Annotated in this window: 19 protein-coding genes and 1 tRNA gene; 10 read left to right on the top strand and 10 right to left on the bottom strand. The window is 65.2% G+C overall.

Annotated elements, in window-relative coordinates; all coding sequences use genetic code 11:
• Positions 1–15: 15 nt before the first annotated feature.
• From FBY20_RS20720 to FBY20_RS20745, 6 genes are read right to left on the bottom strand one after another with little or no spacing between them, the layout of a single operon-like run.
• The gene (locus tag FBY20_RS20720; RefSeq protein ID WP_142054340.1) at positions 16–525 is read right to left on the bottom strand and encodes a nitrous oxide reductase accessory protein NosL; all 510 of its coding nucleotides are present in this window, start codon (positions 523–525) and stop codon (positions 16–18) included.
• Positions 522–1,352 carry an ABC transporter permease gene (locus FBY20_RS20725; RefSeq protein ID WP_056323496.1) on the bottom strand — a complete coding sequence of 277 codons (831 nt, stop codon included), beginning with the start codon at positions 1,350–1,352 and terminating at the stop codon, positions 522–524. The genes FBY20_RS20720 and FBY20_RS20725 overlap by 4 nt, the downstream gene beginning before the upstream one ends.
• Positions 1,349–2,257, bottom strand: coding sequence for an ABC transporter ATP-binding protein (locus FBY20_RS20730; protein ID WP_142054342.1), 909 nt, complete (start codon positions 2,255–2,257; stop codon positions 1,349–1,351). The genes FBY20_RS20725 and FBY20_RS20730 overlap by 4 nt, the downstream gene beginning before the upstream one ends.
• The gene (locus FBY20_RS20735) at positions 2,254–3,567 is read right to left on the bottom strand and encodes a nitrous oxide reductase family maturation protein NosD (RefSeq protein ID WP_142054344.1); all 1,314 of its coding nucleotides are present in this window, start codon (positions 3,565–3,567) and stop codon (positions 2,254–2,256) included. The genes FBY20_RS20730 and FBY20_RS20735 overlap by 4 nt, the downstream gene beginning before the upstream one ends.
• A 6-nt stretch (positions 3,568–3,573) precedes the next feature.
• Entirely contained in the window at positions 3,574–5,490 is a 1,917-nt protein-coding gene (gene nosZ, locus FBY20_RS20740) for a TAT-dependent nitrous-oxide reductase (protein WP_142054346.1), read from the bottom strand.
• A 53-nt stretch (positions 5,491–5,543) separates the two neighbouring features.
• Positions 5,544–7,796: a NosR/NirI family protein gene (locus FBY20_RS20745; RefSeq protein WP_142054348.1), complete on the bottom strand. Its 2,253-nt coding sequence runs from the start codon at positions 7,794–7,796 to the stop codon at positions 5,544–5,546.
• A 267-nt stretch (positions 7,797–8,063) separates the two neighbouring features.
• On the opposite strand from FBY20_RS20745, the gene azu reads away from it, so the two are divergent.
• From azu to FBY20_RS20760, 3 genes are all read left to right on the top strand, one after another.
• Entirely contained in the window at positions 8,064–8,513 is a 450-nt protein-coding gene (azu, locus tag FBY20_RS20750; protein ID WP_056323506.1) for an azurin, read from the top strand.
• 204 nt (positions 8,514–8,717) lie between these two features.
• Positions 8,718–10,304, top strand: a complete 1,587-nt coding sequence (locus tag FBY20_RS20755) for a TerC family protein (protein WP_056323509.1) — start codon at positions 8,718–8,720, stop codon at positions 10,302–10,304.
• A 19-nt stretch (positions 10,305–10,323) separates the two neighbouring features.
• Positions 10,324–11,187, top strand: coding sequence for an undecaprenyl-diphosphate phosphatase (locus tag FBY20_RS20760; protein ID WP_056323512.1), 864 nt, complete (start codon positions 10,324–10,326; stop codon positions 11,185–11,187).
• 87 nt (positions 11,188–11,274) lie between these two features.
• On the opposite strand, the gene FBY20_RS20765 is transcribed toward FBY20_RS20760, so the two are convergent.
• From FBY20_RS20765 to FBY20_RS20775, 3 genes are all read right to left on the bottom strand, one after another.
• On the bottom strand, positions 11,275–12,048 hold the full coding sequence (locus FBY20_RS20765; protein ID WP_142054349.1) for a UDP-2,3-diacylglucosamine diphosphatase: 774 nt from the start codon (positions 12,046–12,048) through the stop codon (positions 11,275–11,277).
• The gene (locus FBY20_RS20770; protein WP_056324586.1) at positions 12,041–12,550 is read right to left on the bottom strand and encodes a peptidylprolyl isomerase; all 510 of its coding nucleotides are present in this window, start codon (positions 12,548–12,550) and stop codon (positions 12,041–12,043) included. Before FBY20_RS20770 ends, FBY20_RS20765 begins: the two co-directional genes overlap by 8 nt.
• A 134-nt stretch (positions 12,551–12,684) precedes the next feature.
• A complete protein-coding gene (locus FBY20_RS20775) occupies positions 12,685–13,368 on the bottom strand; it encodes a tetratricopeptide repeat protein (protein WP_142054351.1) in 684 nt (227 codons plus the stop codon).
• A gap of 331 nt (positions 13,369–13,699) precedes the next feature.
• Between FBY20_RS20775 and cysS the strand changes: the two genes are divergently transcribed.
• From cysS to FBY20_RS20805, 6 genes are all read left to right on the top strand, one after another.
• Positions 13,700–15,154 (top strand): cysteine--tRNA ligase, encoded by a 1,455-nt coding sequence (gene cysS / locus FBY20_RS20780; RefSeq protein ID WP_142054353.1) that lies wholly within the window; start codon positions 13,700–13,702, stop codon positions 15,152–15,154.
• 20 nt (positions 15,155–15,174) lie between these two features.
• Positions 15,175–15,819, top strand: coding sequence for a DNA-3-methyladenine glycosylase (locus FBY20_RS20785; protein WP_056324588.1), 645 nt, complete (start codon positions 15,175–15,177; stop codon positions 15,817–15,819).
• 36 nt (positions 15,820–15,855) lie between these two features.
• A complete protein-coding gene (locus FBY20_RS20790; protein ID WP_056323524.1) occupies positions 15,856–16,821 on the top strand; it encodes an acetyl-CoA carboxylase carboxyltransferase subunit alpha in 966 nt (321 codons plus the stop codon).
• A gap of 145 nt (positions 16,822–16,966) precedes the next feature.
• Positions 16,967–17,953, top strand: coding sequence for a tRNA lysidine(34) synthetase TilS (gene tilS, locus FBY20_RS20795; protein ID WP_370458369.1), 987 nt, complete (start codon positions 16,967–16,969; stop codon positions 17,951–17,953).
• Positions 17,954–18,117: 164 nt separating this feature from the next.
• Complete coding sequence (locus FBY20_RS20800) at positions 18,118–19,383, top strand: aspartate kinase (protein ID WP_056323526.1); 1,266 nt, start codon at positions 18,118–18,120, stop codon at positions 19,381–19,383.
• 89 nt (positions 19,384–19,472) lie between these two features.
• Positions 19,473–19,565, top strand: a tRNA-Ser gene (locus FBY20_RS20805).
• Between the two features lie 128 nt (positions 19,566–19,693).
• Here FBY20_RS20805 and mnmH read toward each other — a convergent pair.
• On the bottom strand, positions 19,694–20,740 hold the full coding sequence (gene mnmH / locus FBY20_RS20810) for a tRNA 2-selenouridine(34) synthase MnmH (protein WP_142054356.1): 1,047 nt from the start codon (positions 20,738–20,740) through the stop codon (positions 19,694–19,696).
• Positions 20,741–20,793: 53 nt separating this feature from the next.
• On the opposite strand from mnmH, the gene FBY20_RS20815 reads away from it, so the two are divergent.
• Positions 20,794–20,991: a DUF2199 domain-containing protein gene (locus FBY20_RS20815; RefSeq protein ID WP_142054359.1), complete on the top strand. Its 198-nt coding sequence runs from the start codon at positions 20,794–20,796 to the stop codon at positions 20,989–20,991.
• Positions 20,992–21,023: the final 32 nt, after the last annotated feature.

The raw sequence follows: 21,023 nt of genomic DNA on the forward strand, positions 1-21,023 counted from the left end.
GGCGGCGGCCGATCGCTATTGGGCAAACACGTAGTCCTCGGGCACGTCGGCAAAGCGCACAACGCGGCCGCCGTGGGTCTGGGCAAAGGCAAGCGCCCGGGATTGATCCGAAAACGGCATGGCGTCTTCGGCGCCCATGCCGCCAAGGAAGCTGGAACCAATGACATAGAACGCCTCGCGGGCGTCCACCCAGGCTTTCGGGTCGGCGGCGCCGTCGGGCCCCGCGGCCGCCATGTCGTTGACGTAGATGGCGGCAAGCCCCTTGGGTTCCTCGGGCAGCCGGGTGTAGGCAAAGACCTGTTTGATCGACGAGAACCACACGGGCGCCGCGCGGCCCTTGACGAATATCTGGCCCTTCGGCCCCGCATGGTCCTTGAGCATCATCCCGCAGTAGTGGCCGACGGCGTCGGCGGACACCGCCTGAGGCGCGGGCGGCGGCGCGGCGGGTTCGTCGCCGCCGCAGGCCGAAAGCGCCAGCATGATGGCCGAGAAGGCCGTCACTGCGGCCCAACGTTGTAGTGTCATAGCTGTTTCCTCCGGAAGCAGAAGGCGGCCAGAAGGAACGGCACCGCGATCCACAGCAATTGCGCCGCCACCAGCAGCGGCACGGGCATCTGGGCCTGGTCGCTGACCCCCGCCATGCCCGCGTACATCGAGATGTTTTCGAAGCCCGTCAGGTTCAGCAGGCGGTACACGTCGGACGGGTTGGCCAGCAGCAGCGCGTTGAGCATGCCCGGCGTGACGTGACGGCCCTGGTCCGCCGCCAGCACGCCCAGCAGGCCCATGTCGTAGATGACGACAAAGAACAGCCACACGCCCAGCGCGATGCCCGCGGCGGTCGCGCGTTCGCGCACCAGCGTGCTGATGAGGTAGCCCATCGCCAGAAAGCTCGCGCCCAGCAGCACGCTGGCCCCGATCAGCATGGCAAAGGGTCGCCACGCGCCGGCATCCATGCCGCCATAGACCCATTGCAGCGCCAGTCCCGCAGACCCGTAGCCCGCGCCGGTGGCAATGGCCAGGATGGCCAGGTGCCCGATGAACTTGCCCATGATGACCTGCCATCGCGACACCGGATAGCTGAGCAGCAGGGCCATGGTGCCGCGGTCGACCTCGCCGACGATCGCGTCATAGGCGAGCAGCATGGCGATGAGCGGCACCAGGAAGATCGACAGGCTGGACAGGCTGACCACCGTGACGGTCAGGGGATCGACCTTGACTGCGCCAGTGGGAGCGCTGCCCAAGAGGCCCAGCGCCAGCGCCAGCGCGGCCAGGAGGACTGAGGTGGCAAGGACCCAGCGGTTGCGCAAGCCGTCGCGGATTTCCTTGCCGATGATTGTGCTTACGGCGTTCATGCGTCTTCCCGTTCAAGCAGGTGGGCGTAGATGTCGTCCAGCCCGGGAACCTGGATGTCCAGGTCGCCGATGGGCGCCCGGATGGCGCCGATGCTGCGGATAGCCTCGACTTTGTCCGATTCGTGGCACAGCCGCTCGTAGCGGCCGGCTTCGACCTGTCGCCAGGACGAGGAGGGCGGGGGGGCGGACGCATCGTCCGGCCCGAGCGTAACGCTGATGCGGATCGGCAGGCCGGTATCGCGGCGCAACGCGGACATGCCGCCGTCGGCGATCTTCACGCCCGCCTTCATGACGACGATGCGGTCGGCATGGCCAGCCAGTTCCGACAAGGCGTGCGTGCTGAGCAGGATGGTCGCGCCGCTGGCGCGCAATTCATGCACGATCTCGTAGAACTTGAGCCGCGACGCGGGGTCCAGGCCGGTAGTGGGCTCGTCGAACAGCAGGATGCGCGGTTCGCCCAGCAGGGCCTGCGCCAGCGCCAGCCGTTGGCGCATGCCTTTTGAATAGCCGCCCACGCGGCGGTGCGCCGCGCCGGAAATGCCCACCTTTTCAAGCAGTTCCGCGTTGCGCGATAACGGCTGACGCTTCAAGCGCGCATAGAACGCCAGGTTTTCGGCGCCCGTCATCGCGGGATGCAGCGCCACGGTTTCAGGCAGGTAGCCGATCCGGTCCCGCAGGCGCGCGGCAGCCGGGCTGTGCGCGTCCTGGCCAAACAGCGTGACGCGCCCGTGCGTGGGGCGGATCAGTCCCAGGATCAGCTTGATCAGCGTGCTTTTGCCCGCGCCGTTGTGACCGGCCAGCGCCACGCATTCGCCTTCGCGCAGGTCCAGGTCCAGGACGCTGATGGCCCGGTGGTCGCCATAGTGTTTGCTGACGCCCGAAAGCGTCACCAGTGGATTGCTCATTGGATGTCCTCGGCGCGTTTCGCGCCGGTTTTTGCGCCGCGCGGCCTGGCGGGCTTCATCAGCGGAGCGCTGTCGATCACGCCGCCCGGCAGGATCGCGGGGAACTGCGATTGCGCCCAGCGCACCACCGAGATGGCGGGGCTGTTGAGCAGGATGCGCGCAGCCGGGGCGCGCCACAGCAGCTGGTCCACCACGTCGTTAGGGCGGTAGGCCGTGTCGGCGATGCCATCGCCGTCCAGGTCGAAGGCGGTGTTGTCGCTCCAGTAGTTGCCGCGGCCGCCGTCCGACCATTCCATCACCCGCGTGCCCACGTACTTGACCTGGTTGCGGTTGTTGATGAAGGCGTTGCCCGAGATGCGGTTGCCTTCGGAGCCCGCGGTGAAATGGATGCCGATGCCGCAGTTGGAAAAATGGTTGTCCGCAAAGCGGTTCTTGTTGGCGTTGTAGATGAACACGCACTTGGCCGCGCCATCGACGGTGTTGCCCGAGATGTCCGAGTCGTTGGCGTAGTTCATCATCAGGCCCTGCTCGACGTTGTTCACGGCCTCGTTGCCGGTGACGACCAGGCGGTGCGAATACATGATGGCAAAGCCGATGTCGTTGCCGGTGGACACGTTGCCGCTGATCTCGCTGTCGTTCGTGTACATGTAGTGCACGCCGTAGCGCAGGTCGTGGAAGCGGTTGCCGGTGAAGCGGTTCTGCTTGCTGGTGTTCACGAAGATGCCGTCGCGGCCGGCGGAAATGTCGTTGTCCACCACCGCGCTGCCGGGCGTGTTCCACAGGGACACCCCGTTGCCGCGCTCGGCCACGCGCAGTTCCTGATTGCCCACGATGCGGTTGCCCCGCACCATCGCATCTTGCGGACCCCACACATACACGCCGAACAGGTTGTCCAGGATGTCGTTGTGTTCCACTACGGCGCGATGCGCGGTGCGGTCCAGGAAAATGCCCGCGTCCATGGCGGGCAGATCCAGCCCCGAGCGCGTGACGGTCAGATGGCGCAGCGATACGTCCGCGGCCTTGACCCACAGCGTGCGTCCTTGGCGCGTGCCCGCGATGATCGCGGATCGGTCCTGCGGTCCTTCAAGGGTGAGCGGCTTGTCGATGACGACGGCGCCCGCGTAGGACCCCGGCGCCAGACGCAGCGTGTCGCCCGGTTGCGCCGCGGCGACGGCCTGCGCCAGGTCCGCGCCCGCCGCCACGTCCAGCGTGGCGGCCGCGGCGGCCCCGTTTAGGGCCGGGCCGAAGCCGGCCAGCACGAAGCCGGCCGCGGCCCATGCCGCGTGTCGCAAGGTTGCGATGGCAGCCATGGATCGTTACGCGGACTTCTTGGGGTGCACGATCATCTGGCCGGACATTTCCATGTGCAGCGCGTGGCAGAACCACTGGCAGTAGTACCAGTAGATGCCCGGGCGGTCTGCCTTGAACGTCACGGACGACGTGGCCTGGGGTCCGATTTCCATTGCGATGCCGTGGCCTTCCAGCGTGAAGCCGTGCGTCAGGTCTTCGATCACTTCCATGTTGGTCACGAACACCGTGACTTCGTCGCCCTGGTTGACCTCGAACTGCTTCAGGCTGAACATCGGCGCCACCGCCATCATGTACACGCGCACCTTGTTGCCGTCGCGCACCACCTTGGCGGCGTCTTCCAGCGACACACCGTCCTTCTTGGCGATCTGGCGGGCGTCTTCCCACATGGGGTCGTCGCGCTTCCAGACGCTGATCGGGTTGATCTTGGAGCGGTGCACCAGGCACATGTCGTGCGGCTCGGCAAAGCTGGGGCCATCATGCACAAGCTTCATTTCGTCGCCGGAAATGTCGATGAGCTGGTCGTTCTCGGGCTTGAGCGGGCCCACGTTCAGGAACCGGTCCTTGGAGAACTTGTTCAGCGACACCAGCCACTTGCCGTCGGCTTCCTTGGTTTCGCCCATGGTCGAGTGGTTGTGGCCGGGCTGGTAGTGCACGTCCAGCTTCTGGATGATCGGGTCGACCTTTTCGCCCTTGTAGGCGCGCTTGGCCTTGTCGATGTTCCACTTGACCATCTGGCTGTCGATGAACAGCGTGGTGTAGGCATTGCCGCGGCCGTCGAACGCGGTGTGCAGCGGGCCCAGGCCAAGCTGCGGTTCGGCCACGACGCAGTCGCGCGGCTTGATCTTGTCGGCGAACAGGTCGTCCAGCTTGCGCACGTCGATCACCGTCACGGTGGGCGACAGCTTGCCGTTCAGCATGAGGTGGATGCCGTCGGGCGCGGCGTTGCAGCCGTGGGGCGAGTTGGGCACCGGGATGTAGCGCGTGTACTTGGAACCGTGGCGGCCATCGACGACCGGCACGCCGCCCATCGTCTTGAAGTCGCCGTCCTTGACGGCCTGCTCGATGCGCTTGAGGTCGAAGACCACGACCCAGTCCTGCTCGTTGGCCGACATCTCTTCAACGGTGACGCCTTTCTCGGAGTTGTAGCAGGTGGCAAACGAATACTTTCCCTGGTAGTCGGCATCGCCGTTGTCCAGGTTGCCGTCGACCAGCACCTGCCACGCCACCTTCATCGTGTCGCCGTCCAGCGCCGTGTAGACGGAGAAGAAGTTCTTCTTCGGGTCGTCCAGCACCTTGCCGTCGTTGGGCAGCGGAATGATGTGCTCGCCGTTGGCAAACACGTAACCGGTGCGCGGATAGCGCTGCGGACGCAGGCCGTGCACGCCCGACACGTTGGGCAGCTCGGTGATCTTGTCGGTCTTCATCACGTCCAGGCGGATGCGCGCGACGCGGTTGTTGGCCTTGTCGTTGATGAAGAGGTAGCGGCCGTCGTAGGTCTGGTCGGTGAACGACAGGTGGGGGTGGTGGGCGTCGCCGTTGGGGAACACGCCGCCCTTGTCCTTCAGGAACTCGCGGGTTTCGGGCGTGAGGCCGTCGGTCAGGATCTTGCGGCTTTCGTTGGTGCGGCCCCAGCCCGTGGCGCTGCATTGATTGAAGACGGGGATGCGCACCAGTTCGCGCATCGACGGCAGGCCCAGCACGCGGACTTCGCCCGACTGGCCGCTGGAGTTGAACGCGTAGTATTCGTCCAGTTCACCCGGCGCGACGTGCCCGAGCACGCCGCCGTTGCCGGACTTGGCGTCCTTGCCGTGCGCGGTGGACATCTGCGCCCCGGCAACGAGGCCGGCCGCGCCGGTGATGGCTGCGGTGCCCAGGAAGCTGCGGCGGGTAAGGCCGGCTTTTTCGGGGGTCTTGTCGGACATGGATAACTCCTAGGTAGTGGCGGCGCGGTGCGCCGCGGTACGAAAATCGTGTTTCACGATTCCGGGTTGGGGCGATTCGCCGGGTTGGGGCTGGGCATGCGGTGCAGAACGACTTCGTGCACCGCCGGCTCCGGGGGCGGCGCCGGGCGCCGTTCGCGCTTGGCCTGCTTCTGGATCAGGTGAGGGCACTTCTGCTTGTGGTGGTACAGCATCTGGCAATGCAGGCACTGGATGCACTCGTTCGGGTTGATTTCGCCGGATGGGTCGATGGCCTGGACGGGGCATTCGATGTTGCAGCGCTGACAGGGGTTGCCGCAGTCGCGGTAGCGCTTGAGCCAGTTGAAGATGCGCAGCCGGGCGGGGATGGCCAGGGCGGCGCCCAGCGGGCACAGGTAGCGGCAGAAGAAGCGCTCGATGAACAGGCCCGCGACAAGCAGCGCCACGGCGAACAGCACGAAGGGCCAGTGACGCACGAAGTGCAGGATGATCGCGGTCTTGAAGGGCTCGACTTCGGCGAGCTGCTCGGCGACCGCCAGGTCATACAGCGAGAAGCCGAAAAGCAGCAGGAAGATCACATACTTGAACGTGGACAGCCGCTGCGCCACGCCGTGGCGGATCTTCAGCTGGCGCACGCCCAGCCGCCGGGCGATGCGGTTGGTCAGTTCCTGCAGCGCGCCGAACGGGCACAGCCAGCCGCAGAACGCGCCGCGGTTCCAGAACACCATGGAGATGGCGGTGGCGCACCACAGGATGAACACCAGCGGGTCCATCAGGAAGTATTCCCAGCGGAAGTCGGTGCGCAGGGCAGAGAAGAACGTCAGCACGTTCACGATGGACAGCTGCGCCTGGCCGTACCAGCCGATCCAGAACAGCGCGAAGGCAAGGAACGCCAGGCGCAGGCGGTCGTGCAGCAGCGGGCGCGACGTGAGCTGGTCCTGGAAGAAGAAGATGCCGACGAGCACCGTCAGGGCGACGGTCAGGATGGCGATCTGGCCGGCCTTGCCGTGCCAGATCTGTTTCCATAGCGCGGGCGCGGAATCGGCCTCGGGCGCGGTCGCGGGCGAGGCTTGCGCCGGGCTGGGCGCGGAGGCGGCCGGGGGCGCGACGGAGCGGGTGTAGGGCTGGGGAAGTTCGTAGGGCAGATCGAACGTGACGAACGCCTTGTCCGACACGCTGAGCACGCGCTGCACCATCAGTTGCAGGCGCCACGGTTTGACCGGGTCGAGGGACGCGTCTTCGGGCACCACAAAGAGGGCGACTTCGCGCAGCGCCGGCGCGCCCTTGGCGTTGACGTCGGCCAGACGCTGGTGGTTGCGGTCGCGAAAGCGGAAGGCGCTTTCGTCCTGGATGACCTCGATGCGGTCGAAGATGCCGCCGCGCACGTAGCCCGATCCCTTGAAGGAATACAGGCCGTTGCCCGCCACCAGCACGGCCTGCTGGCCGGGCTTCAAGCGTTCTTTCAGTCGCTGCCAGCCGATGTCGCCCAGCAGGCTGCGGCCGATGGACGGCGCGCTGACCAGCGCCGCATACAGATCGATGAAGGTGTCGTCGGGGCCGCCTTCGCCGTGTTCGGCGGCGTCTTTGCGGCCGGATCGCAGGAACGCCTGATTGACGTCGTCGGGCGTCAGGCGCAGGTTCTTCACGGCGCCCGCGTCGAGCAGTTCCTGCCAGCTCTGCACCGTGTCCTTGTCCTCGTCCAGCACGCGCGTGGCGGCCGGCTGCGCCGCCGGGCGCGCCGCGCCGGACTTGTCGATGCCGTGCGCGCGCGCCACCGCGATGGCCGATCGGGTGATCGTGTCGCCGATCACCATCAGCGTGACGGTGGCGCCGCTGACGATGTCCACGGGCGGCGGCGCGCCGTGGCGGGGCGGGGCCTCAACGAAGTTCAGGCCGACGTAGCCCTGGATGAAGTGGTCGACCTTGGACTGGGGAATGCCGATCAGCACGATGGGCTCGTGGTGTTCGACGAGCTTTGCGCCCATGATGCGGCCGTCGTCCGAAAGCCCCACCAGCACGTCGATCGGCTTGCTGGAGTACCCGCGGGTGTTGACCACGTCGGTGGTGAGATAGACCAGACCCAGTTGTTTGCCGCCCGCATAGACGCGGGCGACGGCGGGCTTGCCTTCGACGGGGCCGGTGCGGTCGGCGCCGGGAAAGATCTCGGTGATGGGCGTGGCGGCCAGGAATTCAGGCAGGCGTTGCGCCTGCGCCGCTGGCGCCAGGAACAGGCAGGAAAGCCAAAATGCAATCAACGCGGCTTGAACGTATCGTGCGACCCGGTGGTGTACTTCGGTACTGCCGCGCATGCTGAACTCTATTCGTCGTGTTTGCTTACAGGCATCCTACGAACATGCACTCCGCGGCGGATTGCGGTTTGTCAATTTGGCCTTTTGAATGCGTAATAGCCCTACGAAATGTAGGGGAAGTTCCCTAGTTTTGGGGGGTATGCGGGGTTGGGCTTGATGGATGTCAAGAGAGCGATGCGAAGGCGGTCCTACACTGGTCCGCGGCGGCAACGGCGTCTGCATATGGCTGGCGTACGTGCATCGACCGCTGTGTCATCGGAGAATTTCATGCTGGCAAAAGCCACCCTCGCCATCCTTCTTTCCGCCACCAGCCTGCCCGTGCTGGCCGCGCAATGTGAAGCCACCGTCGAAAGCAACGACGCCATGCAGTTCAACGTCAAGGAAATCGTCGTCGACAAGAGCTGCAAGGAATTCACGGTCACCCTCAAGCACGTCGGCAAGATGGCCAAGGTCGCCATGGGCCACAACTGGGTGCTCACCAAGGAAGCCGACAAGCAGGGCGTCGCCACCGACGGCATGGGCGCCGGCCTCGCACAGGATTACGTCAAGGCGGGCGACACCCGCGTCATCGCGCACACCAAGGTCATCGGCGGCGGCGAATCCGACTCCGTCAAGATCGACGTCTCCAAGCTCGCCGCGGGCGAAAACTACGCATTCTTCTGCTCCTTCCCCGGCCACTGGGCCATGATGAAGGGCACGCTTAAAGTCGGCGGCTGATACGCCGGCGGGTCTGTTGAGACAAGCAAGAGCCGGCCGGGGGGCCGGCTTTTTCATTGCCGGGCCGCCCCGTTCAGGCGCTTGCAAGCCTTAGTCCTTTCGGGCCAAAGCCTCTGTCCATCAGGCTTACGGAGGGGATACGTCACCGGCATGTCACGGATTTTCCATGTACGATTACCGGTCGTGTAACTTCTGGAGCTCCTGATGGAGTGGCTGCTGGACCCCGCTGCGTGGGTCGGCTTGCTTACCCTGGTCGTCCTAGAGATCGTCCTGGGCATTGATAACCTGATTTTCATCGCCATCCTGGCGGACAAGCTGCCGCCCGCGCAGCGCGATCGCGCACGCATCATGGGCCTGAGCCTCGCGCTGATCATGCGCCTGGGCCTGCTGTCCGTCATGTCCTGGCTGGTCACCCTGACCACCCCGCTGTTCAATATTGGTCCCCTGTCGCCCTCGGGGCGCGACCTGATCCTGATGGTGGGCGGCCTGTTCCTGTTGTTCAAAGGCACCATGGAACTGCACGAGCGCCTGGAAGGCAGCGCCCATACCGGCGCGTCCGGGCCGCGCGTCTATGCCAGTTTCTGGGTGATCGTCACGCAGATCGTGGTGCTGGATGCGGTGTTCTCGCTGGACTCGGTCATTACCGCCGTCGGCATGGTGGATCACCTGGCCATCATGATGATCGCGGTCATCATCGCCATCGGCATCATGCTGATCGCGTCCAAGCCGCTGACGCGCTTTGTCAACGCCCACCCCACGGTGGTGGTGCTGTGCCTGGGCTTTTTGCTGATGATCGGCTTTTCGCTCCTGGCCGAAGCCTTCGGCTTCAAGGTGCCCAAGGGTTATTTGTACGCTGCCATCGGCTTTTCGGTCGCCATCGAGGCGCTGAACCAGGTGGCCCGTCGCAATCTGCTCAAGCTGGATGCGCGCCGTCCGATGCGCGAACGCACGGCGTCGGCCGTGCTGCGCATGCTGGGCAAGCGGCCGCCCGCCAGCGACGAACCCGACCTGCCGCACGCCGACGGCCCGTCCGTCCAGGCGTTCGGGGTCGAGGAACGCAACATGGTCAGCGGGGTACTGACCCTGGCCGAGCGCTCCATCCGGTCCATCATGACGCCGCGCACCGACGTGTCCTGGATCAACATCGACGACGATCCCGAGAACATCCGCCGACAGCTCACCGAAGCGCCCCACAGCTTTTTCCCGGTGTGCCGCGGCTCGTTCGACGAAGTGCTGGGCATTGGCCGCGCCAAGGACCTGATTGCCGACCTGATCACCGAGGGCAGGGTGCGCCGCAACCGCCTGCGCGATCCCATCATCGTGCACGAGTCGATCGGCATCCTGCGTCTCATGGACACCCTCAAGCGCTCGCGCGGCCAGCTTGTGCTGGTGGCCGACGAATTCGGCGCCATCGAAGGCCTGGTGACGCCGATTGACGTCTTCGAGGCCATCGCCGGCGAATTCCCCGACGAGGACGAACTGCCCGACATCGTGGCGGACGGCGAAAACACCTGGAAGATCGATGGGGCGGCCGACCTGCACCACGTCGAACAGGTGCTGGAAACCGAAGGCCTGGTCGACGACGCCCAGGACTTCTCCACGCTTGCGGGCTATCTGCTCTCGCGCTTCGGACATCTGCCCAAGCCGGGCGACGTCTGCGAATACCAGATTCACCACCAGCATTTCCGTTTCGAAGTCCTGGAAATGGACGGCCGCCGCATCGCGCTCGTGCGCGTCGAAAAGCGCCCGCAAGAGCATTTCCCTGACGAATCCTCCCTAGCCAACGACTAACAGAAAGAGACCCCAGCCCGTGACCGAGAACACGCTCTATCTGATCAAAGCATTCATCCTGGGCATCCTGGAAGGCCTGACGGAATTCATTCCCGTGTCCAGCACGGGCCACCTCATCCTGGTCGGCGACTGGTTGAATTTCGATTCGGGCGACGGCAAGGTGTTCGAGGTGGTCATCCAGCTGGGATCCATCCTTGCCGTGATGTGGGTCTTCCGGGCCCGACTGCTCCAGCTGATTCGCGGCACGCTGACCGGCGTGCCCAGCGAGGTGGCCTTCACTCGCAACCTGATCCTGGCCTTCCTGCCCGCGGCGGTGATCGGCGCGATCTTCATCAAGACCATCAAATCGGTGTTCTACCACCCGGCAGTGGTGGTGGTGACGCTGGTGCTGGGCGGGCTGATCATGCTGTACGTCGAACGCCGCACGCGCCATACGCCGGGCGACGCGCCGGGCGCGGCGGACGACACCGCATCTGACGAGCGCGCATCGGCCCACACGCTGGAGCAGATCACCTGGAAGCAGGCGCTGGGCGTGGGCGTGGCCCAGTGCTTTGCCATGATTCCAGGCACCTCGCGCTCGGGCGCCACCATCATCGGCGGCATGATCGCGGGCATCCAGCGCAAGACGGCCACCGAGTTCTCGTTCTTCCTGGCCATGCCGACCATGCTGGGCGCGGCGGCCTACGACATGTACAAGAACTTTGGCCTGCTGACCCAGCATGACCTGTCCGGCATCGCCGTGGGCTTCGTCGCCGCATTCCTGAGCGCCATGGTGGTGGTGCGCGCCGTGCTGCGCTTCGTGGCCAACCATACGTACCGTGTCTTTGCGTGGTACCGGATCATCTTCGGCGGCGTCGTGGCCGCCTGGATCTTCACACGCTGATGCCTCCCCGCCACGGCGGGGCGCAGAAAACACAAGGGCCGCTTTTTCAAGCGGCCCTTGTGTTTGACTTGCGCGGTACGGCAGCGGCTACGCTTCCGTTTCCAGATCGTAGAACTGCAGTCCGTCGCGGTCGATGACCAGCCAGCCGCCGCGCGGAGGCGACACGTGGTCGCAGTCCCAGTCGGGGAGCACCCAGCGTTCGCGTTTTTCGCCGTCGACCTCCAGCACGTGGCGCGCGGGGCGATGCGTGTGGCCATGCACCAGCACGCGCACGCCCGATTCGCGGAAGATCGATTCGATGGCGCCCGCGTTGACGTCCATGATCTCCATGGACTTCGTCTGGTTGGCCGCCTGGCTTTCGCCGCGCGCCTGCTGCGCCATGGCCAGCCGCTCGGGGATGGTCTTGGCCAAAAATTCGGCCTGCCATTGCGGATTGCGGACCATCTGGCGGAATTGCTGATAGGCGGCGTCGTCCGTACAGAATTCGTCGCCGTGCGTCAGCAGGATCGAGCCGAAATCGGTTTCCAGCAGCGCCGGCTCGGGCAGCAGTTGCGCGCCCACGGCCTTCGCCAGTTCCTCGCCGATGAGGAAATCGCGGTTGCCGCGTCCCAGCCAGACCGGGATGCGGGCTGCCGTGGTCTTCAACGCCGCCAGCACTGAGGCAAGCCACGGCGGGGCGGCGCGGATCACGTCGTCGCCGATCCAGGCGTCGAAGATGTCGCCGGGCAGCAGCAGGGCTGCCGCCTCTTCTTGCGCAACCTGCAGAAAGGCCAGGAAGGCCTCCGAGGTGGCCGGCGTGGCCGGCCCCAGGTGCAGGTCCGATGCCAGCCAGACCGGGCCGGGCAGCGTGATCTTATTCAAGAACTTCGGCCTTCTCGATGATGACGTCTTCGTTCGGCACGTTCTGGTGGAAGCCCTTGTTGCCGGTCTTCACGCCCTTGATCTTGTCGACCACGTCCTGGCCTTCGGTGACGGCGCCGAACACGGCATAGCCCCAGCCGTTCGGCGTGGGCGACGTGAAGTTCAGGAAGTCGTTGTTGGACACGTTGATGAAGAACTGGGCGGTGGCCGAGTGCGGGTCGCTGGTGCGGGCCATGGCCAGGGTGTACTTGTCGTTCTTCAGGCCGTTGTTGGCCTCGTTTTCGATCGGGGCGTGGGTTTGCTTTTGCTTCATGCCGGGCTCGAAGCCGCCGCCCTGGATCATGAAGCCGTCGATCACGCGATGGAACACCGTGCCGTTGTAGAAGCCTTCCTTGACGTAGGTCAGGAAGTTTTCGACGGACTTGGGCGCCTTGGCGGCGTCCAGGGTGATGACCATGTCGCCTTGGTTCGTTTGAAGCTTGACGCGGGGATTGGTGCTCATGGTTTTGGTGCCTTCGGAGGTGGAGGGGGAAGAAGAGGCTGCCGGGGCGGCGCTGACCAGCGCCGGTGCGAATGCAGCCAGCGCGAACGAGCACGCCGTCAGGCGCAGCAGGTGTAGAGGGGAGTAACGGGACATCATTTGCCTTGTTTATCCTTCAACATTGTTTCAACTTCGCGGACCTTTTCGCGCATGCCGGGCACGCCGTCGCCGGCGGCTTCCTTGTAGGTGCGCAGGGCCTGCAGCAACTGCAGGTCGCCCAGGTTGGCGCGGGCAGCCGCGTAGTTCGGGTCGGCGCGCAGGGCCATCTGCAAGGCATCCTGCGCCCGGTCGAGTTCACCGCGGCTTGCATATAGAGCCGCCAGGTTGTTCCAGGGTTCCGGCAATTCGGGGAACCGCGTCGTCATGTCGTTGTAGATGTCGATGGCTTCGTTCGTGCGCTTGAGCGCCGCCAGGGCGCGCGCATGCTGGAACATGAGCTGGACATCGGTGCCGCGCTGGTCCTTGATCTCGGCCTCGCGCTTTTCGATCATCGCCAGCGCCTTCTCGTTATCGCCGCGGTTCAAGAGAAGCTCGATGTGCGTCGTGATCTGGGAGGCGGACGGGGTCAGGCGCGTATCCACGCTGGGCTTGGCGGCCTCCAGCAGCTTGGCCAGGGCGTCCCAGCCGCCTTCGGGCGGGATGGGGTCCAGGGTGGTGCGAGTGGCGTTGGGGTTTTCGCCCGCGCCACCGCTCATCGACTGGGCGATGGCGACGCCCGCGGGCGAGCTGGCCAGGGCCAGGGCGAGCAGGGCAACGCAAAAACGCGGCTTGATAGTCACGTGTGGGTTCCGTTAAAAGTCTTGGCCGGCCGGCGCTTACGCGCTCGACCGGGCCGCTTGCTATACTTGACGACCACCATTTTAGCCCCGGTTGGGTTTTGGCTCGACCATCGCGTTCAGGGCAGGAAGGGAAAGCAGGTCGCGAAGTCATTCTTTTTACGCGAACCCGCCTGCCAAAGTGCAATGGGACGACGCTGAAGGACGACCCTGAGCAATGGAAGCCCCCTGCAAACGGGTCGGCACTGTAAATGGGGCGGCACGCGTCGGCGGATCTTCCGCCGACTGCAATTTTCCGAACCGCCACGGAACACTAATCGAAGCCTATCGCGCCATGCTGCAAATCTACAACACGTTATCGCGTACCAAAGAACCGTTCAAACCGGCCCAGGCCGGCCAGGTGCGCATGTACGTGTGTGGCATGACCGTCTACGACTTCTGCCATCTGGGCCACGCTCGCATGCTGGTGTCGTTCGACGTCGTGCAGCGCTGGCTGCGCGCCAGCGGCCTGGCTGTCGACTACGTGCGCAACATCACGGACATCGACGACAAGATCATCCGCCGCGCGGTCGAGACCGGCCGCCGCATTGGCGAAGTCACCGAGTTCTATATCGACGCCATGCACGCCGACGAGCGCGCGCTGGGCGTTGAATCCCCCGACCGCGAGCCGCGCGCCACGCAATACGTGGGCGAGATGCTCGACATCATCGGCAAGCTCGAACAAAACGGCCTGGCCTATCAAGCCGAAGACGGCGATGTGAACTACGCCGTCCGCGGGTTTGCCGGCTACGGCAAACTGTCCGGCAAGACACTGGATGACCTGCGCGCCGGCGAGCGCGTGGCCGTCGGCTCCGGCAAGCGCGACCCCCTGGATTTTGTTCTCTGGAAGTCCGCCAAGGCCGAAGAACCGGCTGACACCAAGTGGGAATCGCCCTACGGCCTGGGCCGCCCGGGCTGGCACATCGAGTGCTCGGCCATGAGCAAGTCGCTGCTGGGCCTGCCCCTGGATATCCACGGCGGCGGTCCGGACCTGAAATTCCCGCACCATGAAAACGAGATCGCGCAGACCGAAGGCGCGTTCGGCGGCACGCTGGCCAACATCTGGATGCATTGCGGCCCGCTCATGGTCGATTCGGACAAGATGTCCAAGTCGCTCGGCAACTTCCGGACCATCCGCCAGACCATTGCCCAAAGCGATCCGGCAGCCGACCAGTCCGATTACGCGGTGAACCCGCGCGAAGCCGAAATGGTGCGCTTTTTCATCGTGCGCAACCACTACCGCAGCCCGCAGAACTACACGCCGGATAACCTCGTCGACGCGCAGAACGCGCTGGATCGCCTGTACCAGGCCTTGCAGAACGTGCCGGCCGACGACCAGGGCATCGACTGGAACGAGCCGCAGGCGCAAGCCTTCAAGGCGGCCATGGACGACGACTTCAATAGCTCGGGCGCCGTGGCCGCGCTGTTCGAACTGGCCTCCGAGGCCAACCGTACCAAGAGCGCGCGCAGCGCCGGACAGATGAAGGCGCTTGCCTCGCTGCTGGGTCTGTTGCAGCAAGCCCCGGCCGCCTACTTCCAGTCCGCCACCCGCTACTCGGCGGTCGCCATGGAGCAGGGCGCGCGCAGCACGCTCGACGCCGACGCCATCCAGACCCTGATCGACGCGCGCGCGGCCGCCAAGGCCGCCCGCAACTTTGCCGAGGCCGACCGCATCCGCGCCGAACTGCGCGATGCCGGCATCGAGCTGGACGACAAACCGGGTGGCCTCACGCAATGGCGCCGCGCGTGACCAAGCAGGATACGCCGGCCATGTCCACCGCAGATCTCGACATTCCCAAGCCTGAATATTGGGAAGCCGCCGTCGCGCACTTGATGCGCCGCGACCGCATCCTGAAAAAGATCATCCCTCAGCACCCCGAGGTCTGGCTGACCTCGCGGGGCACGCCGTTCATCACGCTGGCGCGGGCGATCATCGGGCAGCAGATTTCCCCCAAGGCGGCCGATGCCGTCTGGACCAAGTTCATCGACGCCGTGGGCAAGCGCCCCACGCCCGTCGCCGTGCTGCGCGTGGGCGTGGACGGCCTGCGCAAGGCCGGACTGTCCCAACGCAAGGCCGAATACGTGCTCGACCTGGCCGTGCATTTCGGCGAACGCCGGGTCCACCCCGAGAAATGGGCGGCCATGGACGACGAGGCCGTCATTTCTGAACTGGTCGCCATCCGCGGCATCGGACGCTGGACGGCGGAGATGTTTTTGATTTTCAATCTACAGCGGCCTGATGTCCTGCCGCTGGATGATCCTGGGTTGCTCAAGGCAATCTCGCTACACTATTTCAGCGGCGAGCCTGTCTCTCGCTTCGAGGCTCGCGAAGTCTCGTTGGCGTGGCAACCCTGGCGTACCGTGGCAACCTGGTATCTGTGGCGCAGTCTGGAACCGACGCCGGTCCAATACTGACGCAAACCAGGCAGCCCATCTACGGAACCACACTACATGCGCAATACATTTCTGGAATTTGAACAGCCGCTCGCCGAGCTTGAGAACAAGATCGAGCAGCTGCGCTATGTGCAGGCCGATTCGGCGGTAGACATCTCCGATGAAATCGGACGTCTGCAGCAGAAGAGCCAGACGCTCGCCAAAGAGATCTACGCCAAGCTCACGCCCTGGCAGACGGCGCTGGTCGCGCGCCACCCCCAGCGTCCCTACACGCTGGACTACGTGCGCGAAATGTTCACCGACTTCCATGAACTGCATGGCGATCGCATGTATGCCGACGACCAGTCCATCGTGGGCGGCCTGGCGCGCTTTAACGGCACGCCTTGCATGGTCATCGGCCACCAGAAGGGCCGCGACACCAAAGAGCGCGCCGCGCGCAACTTCGGCATGCCGCGTCCCGAGGGCTATCGCAAGGCCCTGCGCCTGATGCGCCTGGCCGAAAAATTCGGCATTCCCGTCTTCACGTTCGTGGACACCCCCGGCGCCTACCCCGGCATCGGCGCCGAAGAGCGCGGCCAGTCCGAAGCCATCGGCCACAACCTGTACGCCATGGCCGAACTCAAGGTGCCGGTGATCTGCACGATCATCGGCGAAGGCGGTTCGGGCGGCGCGCTGGCCATTGCCGTGGGCAATGCCGTGCTGATGCTGCAATACGCCACCTATGCCGTGATTTCGCCCGAAGGCTGCGCCTCGATCCTCTGGCGCAGCGCCGACAAGGCCCCCGAGGCCGCCGATGCGCTGGCCATCATCGCTCCGCGCCTCAAGGATCTGGGCCTGGTGGATCGCGTCGTCAACGAACCCGTGGGCGGCGCCCACCGCGACCCCCGCGTCATGGCGCGCCTCTTGCGCCGCGCGCTCGGCGACGCCCTGCGCCAGCTTCAGGGCCTGACGCCCGAACAGCTCGTCGAGCAGCGCGTGCAGCGCGTGCTCTCGTACGGCGCCTTCCAGGAAGTGCGCGCGTAGAGCGGGCAGGGCGCCGGCCCCCAGTGCCGGCGCCGCGGCCCCCGCGCCTTCTGCCATGACCGACGTCCCGCCGCCCGGCATCTCCCCTCGGGCCGACGCGGGCGGCAGTTTCTCCTTGCCTCTTTGCGCCGCGCTTGCCGCGGCGTTGCGTCAGGCGCTCACGGCATTGCCCGAGCGTCCGCGCCGCATCGCCATCGCCTTCAGCGGCGGGGCGGACTCGGCCGTGCTGGCCGTTCATGCAGCCGCTGTTGCGCCGGCGCTTGGCATCGAGGTGCTGCTATTCCATGTGCATCACGGCCTGCAGGCGCAGGCGGACGCCTGGGCGCGGCATGGCCAGGACCTGGCCGCACGGCTTGCGCTGCCGCTATATGAAGCGCGCGTCCAGGTGGAGCCGGCCGCCGGCAAGGGCATCGAGGCCGCTGCACGCGACGCGCGCTATGCCGCGCTGGCCGGGTTGGCGCGCCAGCACGAAGTCCATCACATCCTCCTTGCCCACCATCGCAACGATCAGGCCGAAACCGTGCTGCTGCGCCTGCTGCGCGGCACCGGACTGGCCGGCATGGCCGCCATGGCGCCGGTGGCGCAGCGCGATGGCGTGACTTACTTACGGCCGTGGCTGGAGCGGGATCGCAGCGAGATCCTGGGCGCGGCGAACGACCTCGAAGCCGCCATCGGCTGGCGCGCCGTGCAGGACCCCACCAACGCCGATCCGCGCTACACCCGCGCCGCGCTGCGCGAATTGCTGGCGCCCGTGCTGGATGCGCGGTGGCCCGGCTGGCGCGCCATCGTCGCGCGCCATGCGCGGCACATGGCCGAGGCGGCCGAGATCCTGGACGAAGTCGCGGCCGAGGATTTTGCGCGGCTGGACCCCAGCCCTGACGGCGTGAGCTTTTCGCTACAGGCATGGCGCGGTCTGTCGCCCGCCCGGCAGGCGCACGTGCTGCGCCATTGGCTGGCGTGCAACGGCGCCCGCATGCCGACCGATGCGCGCATGGCCGATCTGTTGCGGCAGTTGCGGGGGCTGCACAGCCTGGGCCACGACCGGCAGTTGCGGGTGGAGCAGGCAGGCCACGTGGTCCGGTGCCATCGCGGCCGCGTGTGGGTCGAGGCCCGGGACGGTTCGGATTCGTAATCGGGGCGCGGCGATGCGGGATCGCAGGTTTTAACGTGGCTGCCAGCGATTTTGCGCGCGGAATGGACATAAATTTCCGCAATCTGCGCAAATTTTTACCGTCGCGCTAGAATATATGGTTTTGCCCGTCAACACTTGCGGCGGGTGTCCAGCCAGAGTACGAGATGTCCCTGATCGTTCACAAATATGGCGGTACTTCGATGGGCTCGGTCGAGCGCATCAGAAACGTGGCGCGTCGCGTCGCAAAGTGGCACGCCGCCGGCCACCAAGTTGTTGTTGTCCCGTCCGCCATGGCGGGTGAGACGAATCGTCTGCTGGGTCTGGCGCGCGAGATTTCGCCCCAGCCCGACGGCCGCGAGCTCGACATGATCGCCGCCACCGGCGAGCAAGCCAGCAGCGGCCTTCTGGCCATTGCGTTGCAGGCCGAAGGCGTGCCCGCGCGCAGCTATGCCGGTTGGCAAGTGCCCGTGCGCACCGATTCGTCGTTCACGAAAGCCCGCATCACGTCCATCGACGACGCCCGCGTGCGCGCCGACCTGGACGCCGGCCGCGTGGTCATCGTGACGGGCTTTCAGGGCATCGACCCCGACGGCCACATCACCACGCTGGGCCGCGGCGGCTCCGACACCTCGGCCGTGGCCGTGGCGGCTGCCATCAAGGCCGACGAATGCCTGATCTACACCGACGTGGACGGCGTCTACACGACCGATCCGCGCGTGGTGCCTGAAGCGCGCCGCATGGCCGTCGTTTCCTTCGAGGAAATGCTGGAAATGGCTTCGCTGGGCTCCAAGGTCCTGCAGATCCGCTCGGTCGAATTCGCCGGCAAGTATCGTGTTCCGGTCCGGGTCCTGTCCTCGTTGACCGACCCCCTTATCCCGCTCGAGGAAGAAATGGTCTCGGGCACGCTGATTACTTTTGAGGAAGACGAAAAAATGGAAGCCGCCGTTGTCTCCGGCATCGCCTTCAGCCGCGACGAAGCCAAAATCACCCTGCTGGGCGTTCCCGACAAACCCGGCATCGCATTCTCCATCCTGGGCCCCGTCGCCGCCGCCAACATCGACGTCGACATGATCGTGCAGAACCAGTCCGTGGCCGGCACGACCGACTTCTCGTTCACCGTGAACCGCAATGAATTTGCGCGCGCCGTGGACTTGCTCAAGCGCGAAGTCATCCCCGCCGTGGGCGCGCGTGAACTGTCCACCGACGAAAAGGTCGCCAAGGTCTCCATCGTCGGCATCGGCATGCGTTCGCACGTCGGCGTTGCCAGCCTGATGTTCCAGACGCTCTCGCAAGAGGGCATCAACATCCAGATGATCAGCACGAGCGAAATCAAGACCTCGGTCATCATCGACGACAAGTACATGGAACTGGGCGTGCGCGCGCTGCACAAGGCCTTCGGTCTGGACCAGGCGCCCGCCACCAAGGTCTGACGAATCAGGTCCGGCACGATTTTTTTGCGTGAATGCCCGAAACGCGGGCGAGAGCCAAAAAAATCGTGCTAGAATCTCGTTCTCTTTTCGGAGACGTGCCCGAGAGGCTGAAGGGGCTCCCCTGCTAAGGGAGTATGTGGCTAAAAACTGCATCGTGGGTTCGAATCCCACCGTCTCCGCCAAAGACACTTGCACCAGTGACACAAGGTTGCCTCAAGACCCGCATAGCTTATTGCTCTGTGGGTTTTTTGTTTTGTGCGGTCCACTGCGGGCCGCAGTTGTGCCGACTTAAAGCAAGGCGCGCTGCGATTCACCCCAGCCTGTCAATCAGCGTTTGCGCCTGCTTGATGACATCGGCGTCATTCGGCCGGAAATCCAGCCGCTCGGCGCGTGGCAGATTCACAAAGTGCGACTGTGAGCTACGCGCGTACGCCGGGTCGTAATGGCGGTCGATGAGTTCGCGCGCGAGGTCTTCGCGGCGGCCTTCGTCCACCAATGTCATCCAGCCCTTGATGGTGTCTCGGCTGTGCAGCCCGACCATGCGCTGCAATTGCGCCTTTAGCCAATCCGGCGTCTCAAAGAGCTGTGCATAATCCTGTTGCAGGAAGCGCGCGCGGTCTTCGCGGCTGGCGCGTACGTCAATGCATTGGCCGTGATGCATGGCGCGCAGCAGCGATGCGGGAATTTCCACTGCGCCAATCTTGCGGCTTTCGGCTTCGATGAACACCGGCTGGCTGGCATCGAGTTCGCGCAGTCGCACCGCAAGCAGCGTGTCGAAGCGCTTTTGCGTGGGCTGCTCAGCGTGCGGCCATGCGCCCAGCAGCGAGCCGCGGTGCGAGGCAAGCGCTTCCAGATCCAAGGTCTGCGCGCCTGCTTCGCGCAGGGCGTGCAATAGCCGCGTCTTTCCGCTGCCGGTGGGGCCGGTCAGGACGACAACACGCAGTGGTTGCGGCAGCGTTTGCAGGTCGTCCAGCGTGGCGCGGCGGTAGGTCTTGTAGCCGCCGTCGAGCTGCCGGGCGCGCCAGCCGATCATATTGAACATCAGCGTCATCGATCCCGAACGCTTGCCACCGCGCCAGCAATACACGAGCGGACGCCACCCTTGCGGGCGGTCCGCGAAGGTGGTCTCCAGATGGCAGGCGATGTTGCGCGCAACGATGGCCGCGCCTGCGCGGGACGCTTCGAACGGTGAGACCTGTTTGTACATCGTGCCGATCAGCGCGCGTTCTTCGTTGTTCAGCACCGGTGCGTTGCAGGCGCCTGGAATGTGGTCGTCGGCGTATTCAAGCGGCGTGCGCACATCGATGATTTCGTCGAAATCATGCAGCCTTTCCAGGCTGACAAGCAGGTGTTTCACGAAGACCGCCTCGGTGGAAGAATCGGAAGATTTTCGCACGCGGTGCGGTGGGGATGGGGTGGAGGACAACTGAAGCGGACACCATTGAATTGAAGACGCATGTGCATCTCAGGGGCGATGGCATCCGGCCGTTCATCGAACTGGAGGCGACGAGCCATCCCTTGGCTATCGAGCAGCGGGAGGGGATCACGACCGGCCGTGTCGCGCAGATTTACGCGCTGCTGGTGCACGGACAGGCGGGCCCGGGGTAGGCGGGCCCGCGTGCCATCCGACTTGCGCAACC

It is taken from the genome of Achromobacter sp. SLBN-14 (assembly GCF_006715415.1).
GTDB classification, from domain to species: Bacteria; Pseudomonadota; Gammaproteobacteria; order Burkholderiales; family Burkholderiaceae_B; genus Achromobacter; species Achromobacter mucicolens.

What these genes read in the sequence shown, in the direction of transcription:
- FBY20_RS20720 (WP_142054340.1), bottom strand. Translation starts at nt 525, where the DNA reads ATGACACTACAACGTTGGGCCGCAGTGACGGCCTTCTCGGCCATCATG.
- FBY20_RS20725 (WP_056323496.1), bottom strand. Translation starts at nt 1,352, where the DNA reads ATGAACGCCGTAAGCACAATCATCGGCAAGGAAATCCGCGACGGCTTG.
- FBY20_RS20730 (WP_142054342.1), bottom strand. Translation starts at nt 2,257, where the DNA reads ATGAGCAATCCACTGGTGACGCTTTCGGGCGTCAGCAAACACTATGGC.
- FBY20_RS20735 (WP_142054344.1), bottom strand. Translation starts at nt 3,567, where the DNA reads ATGGCTGCCATCGCAACCTTGCGACACGCGGCATGGGCCGCGGCCGGC.
- nosZ (WP_142054346.1), bottom strand. Translation starts at nt 5,490, where the DNA reads ATGTCCGACAAGACCCCCGAAAAAGCCGGCCTTACCCGCCGCAGCTTC.
- FBY20_RS20745 (WP_142054348.1), bottom strand. Translation starts at nt 7,796, where the DNA reads ATGCGCGGCAGTACCGAAGTACACCACCGGGTCGCACGATACGTTCAA.
- azu (WP_056323506.1), top strand. Translation starts at nt 8,064, where the DNA reads ATGCTGGCAAAAGCCACCCTCGCCATCCTTCTTTCCGCCACCAGCCTG.
- FBY20_RS20755 (WP_056323509.1), top strand. Translation starts at nt 8,718, where the DNA reads ATGGAGTGGCTGCTGGACCCCGCTGCGTGGGTCGGCTTGCTTACCCTG.
- FBY20_RS20770 (WP_056324586.1), bottom strand. Translation starts at nt 12,550, where the DNA reads ATGAGCACCAATCCCCGCGTCAAGCTTCAAACGAACCAAGGCGACATG.
- cysS (WP_142054353.1), top strand. Translation starts at nt 13,700, where the DNA reads ATGCTGCAAATCTACAACACGTTATCGCGTACCAAAGAACCGTTCAAA.
- FBY20_RS20785 (WP_056324588.1), top strand. Translation starts at nt 15,175, where the DNA reads ATGTCCACCGCAGATCTCGACATTCCCAAGCCTGAATATTGGGAAGCC.
- FBY20_RS20790 (WP_056323524.1), top strand. Translation starts at nt 15,856, where the DNA reads ATGCGCAATACATTTCTGGAATTTGAACAGCCGCTCGCCGAGCTTGAG.
- FBY20_RS20800 (WP_056323526.1), top strand. Translation starts at nt 18,118, where the DNA reads ATGTCCCTGATCGTTCACAAATATGGCGGTACTTCGATGGGCTCGGTC.
- FBY20_RS20815 (WP_142054359.1), top strand. Translation starts at nt 20,794, where the DNA reads ATGGGGTGGAGGACAACTGAAGCGGACACCATTGAATTGAAGACGCAT.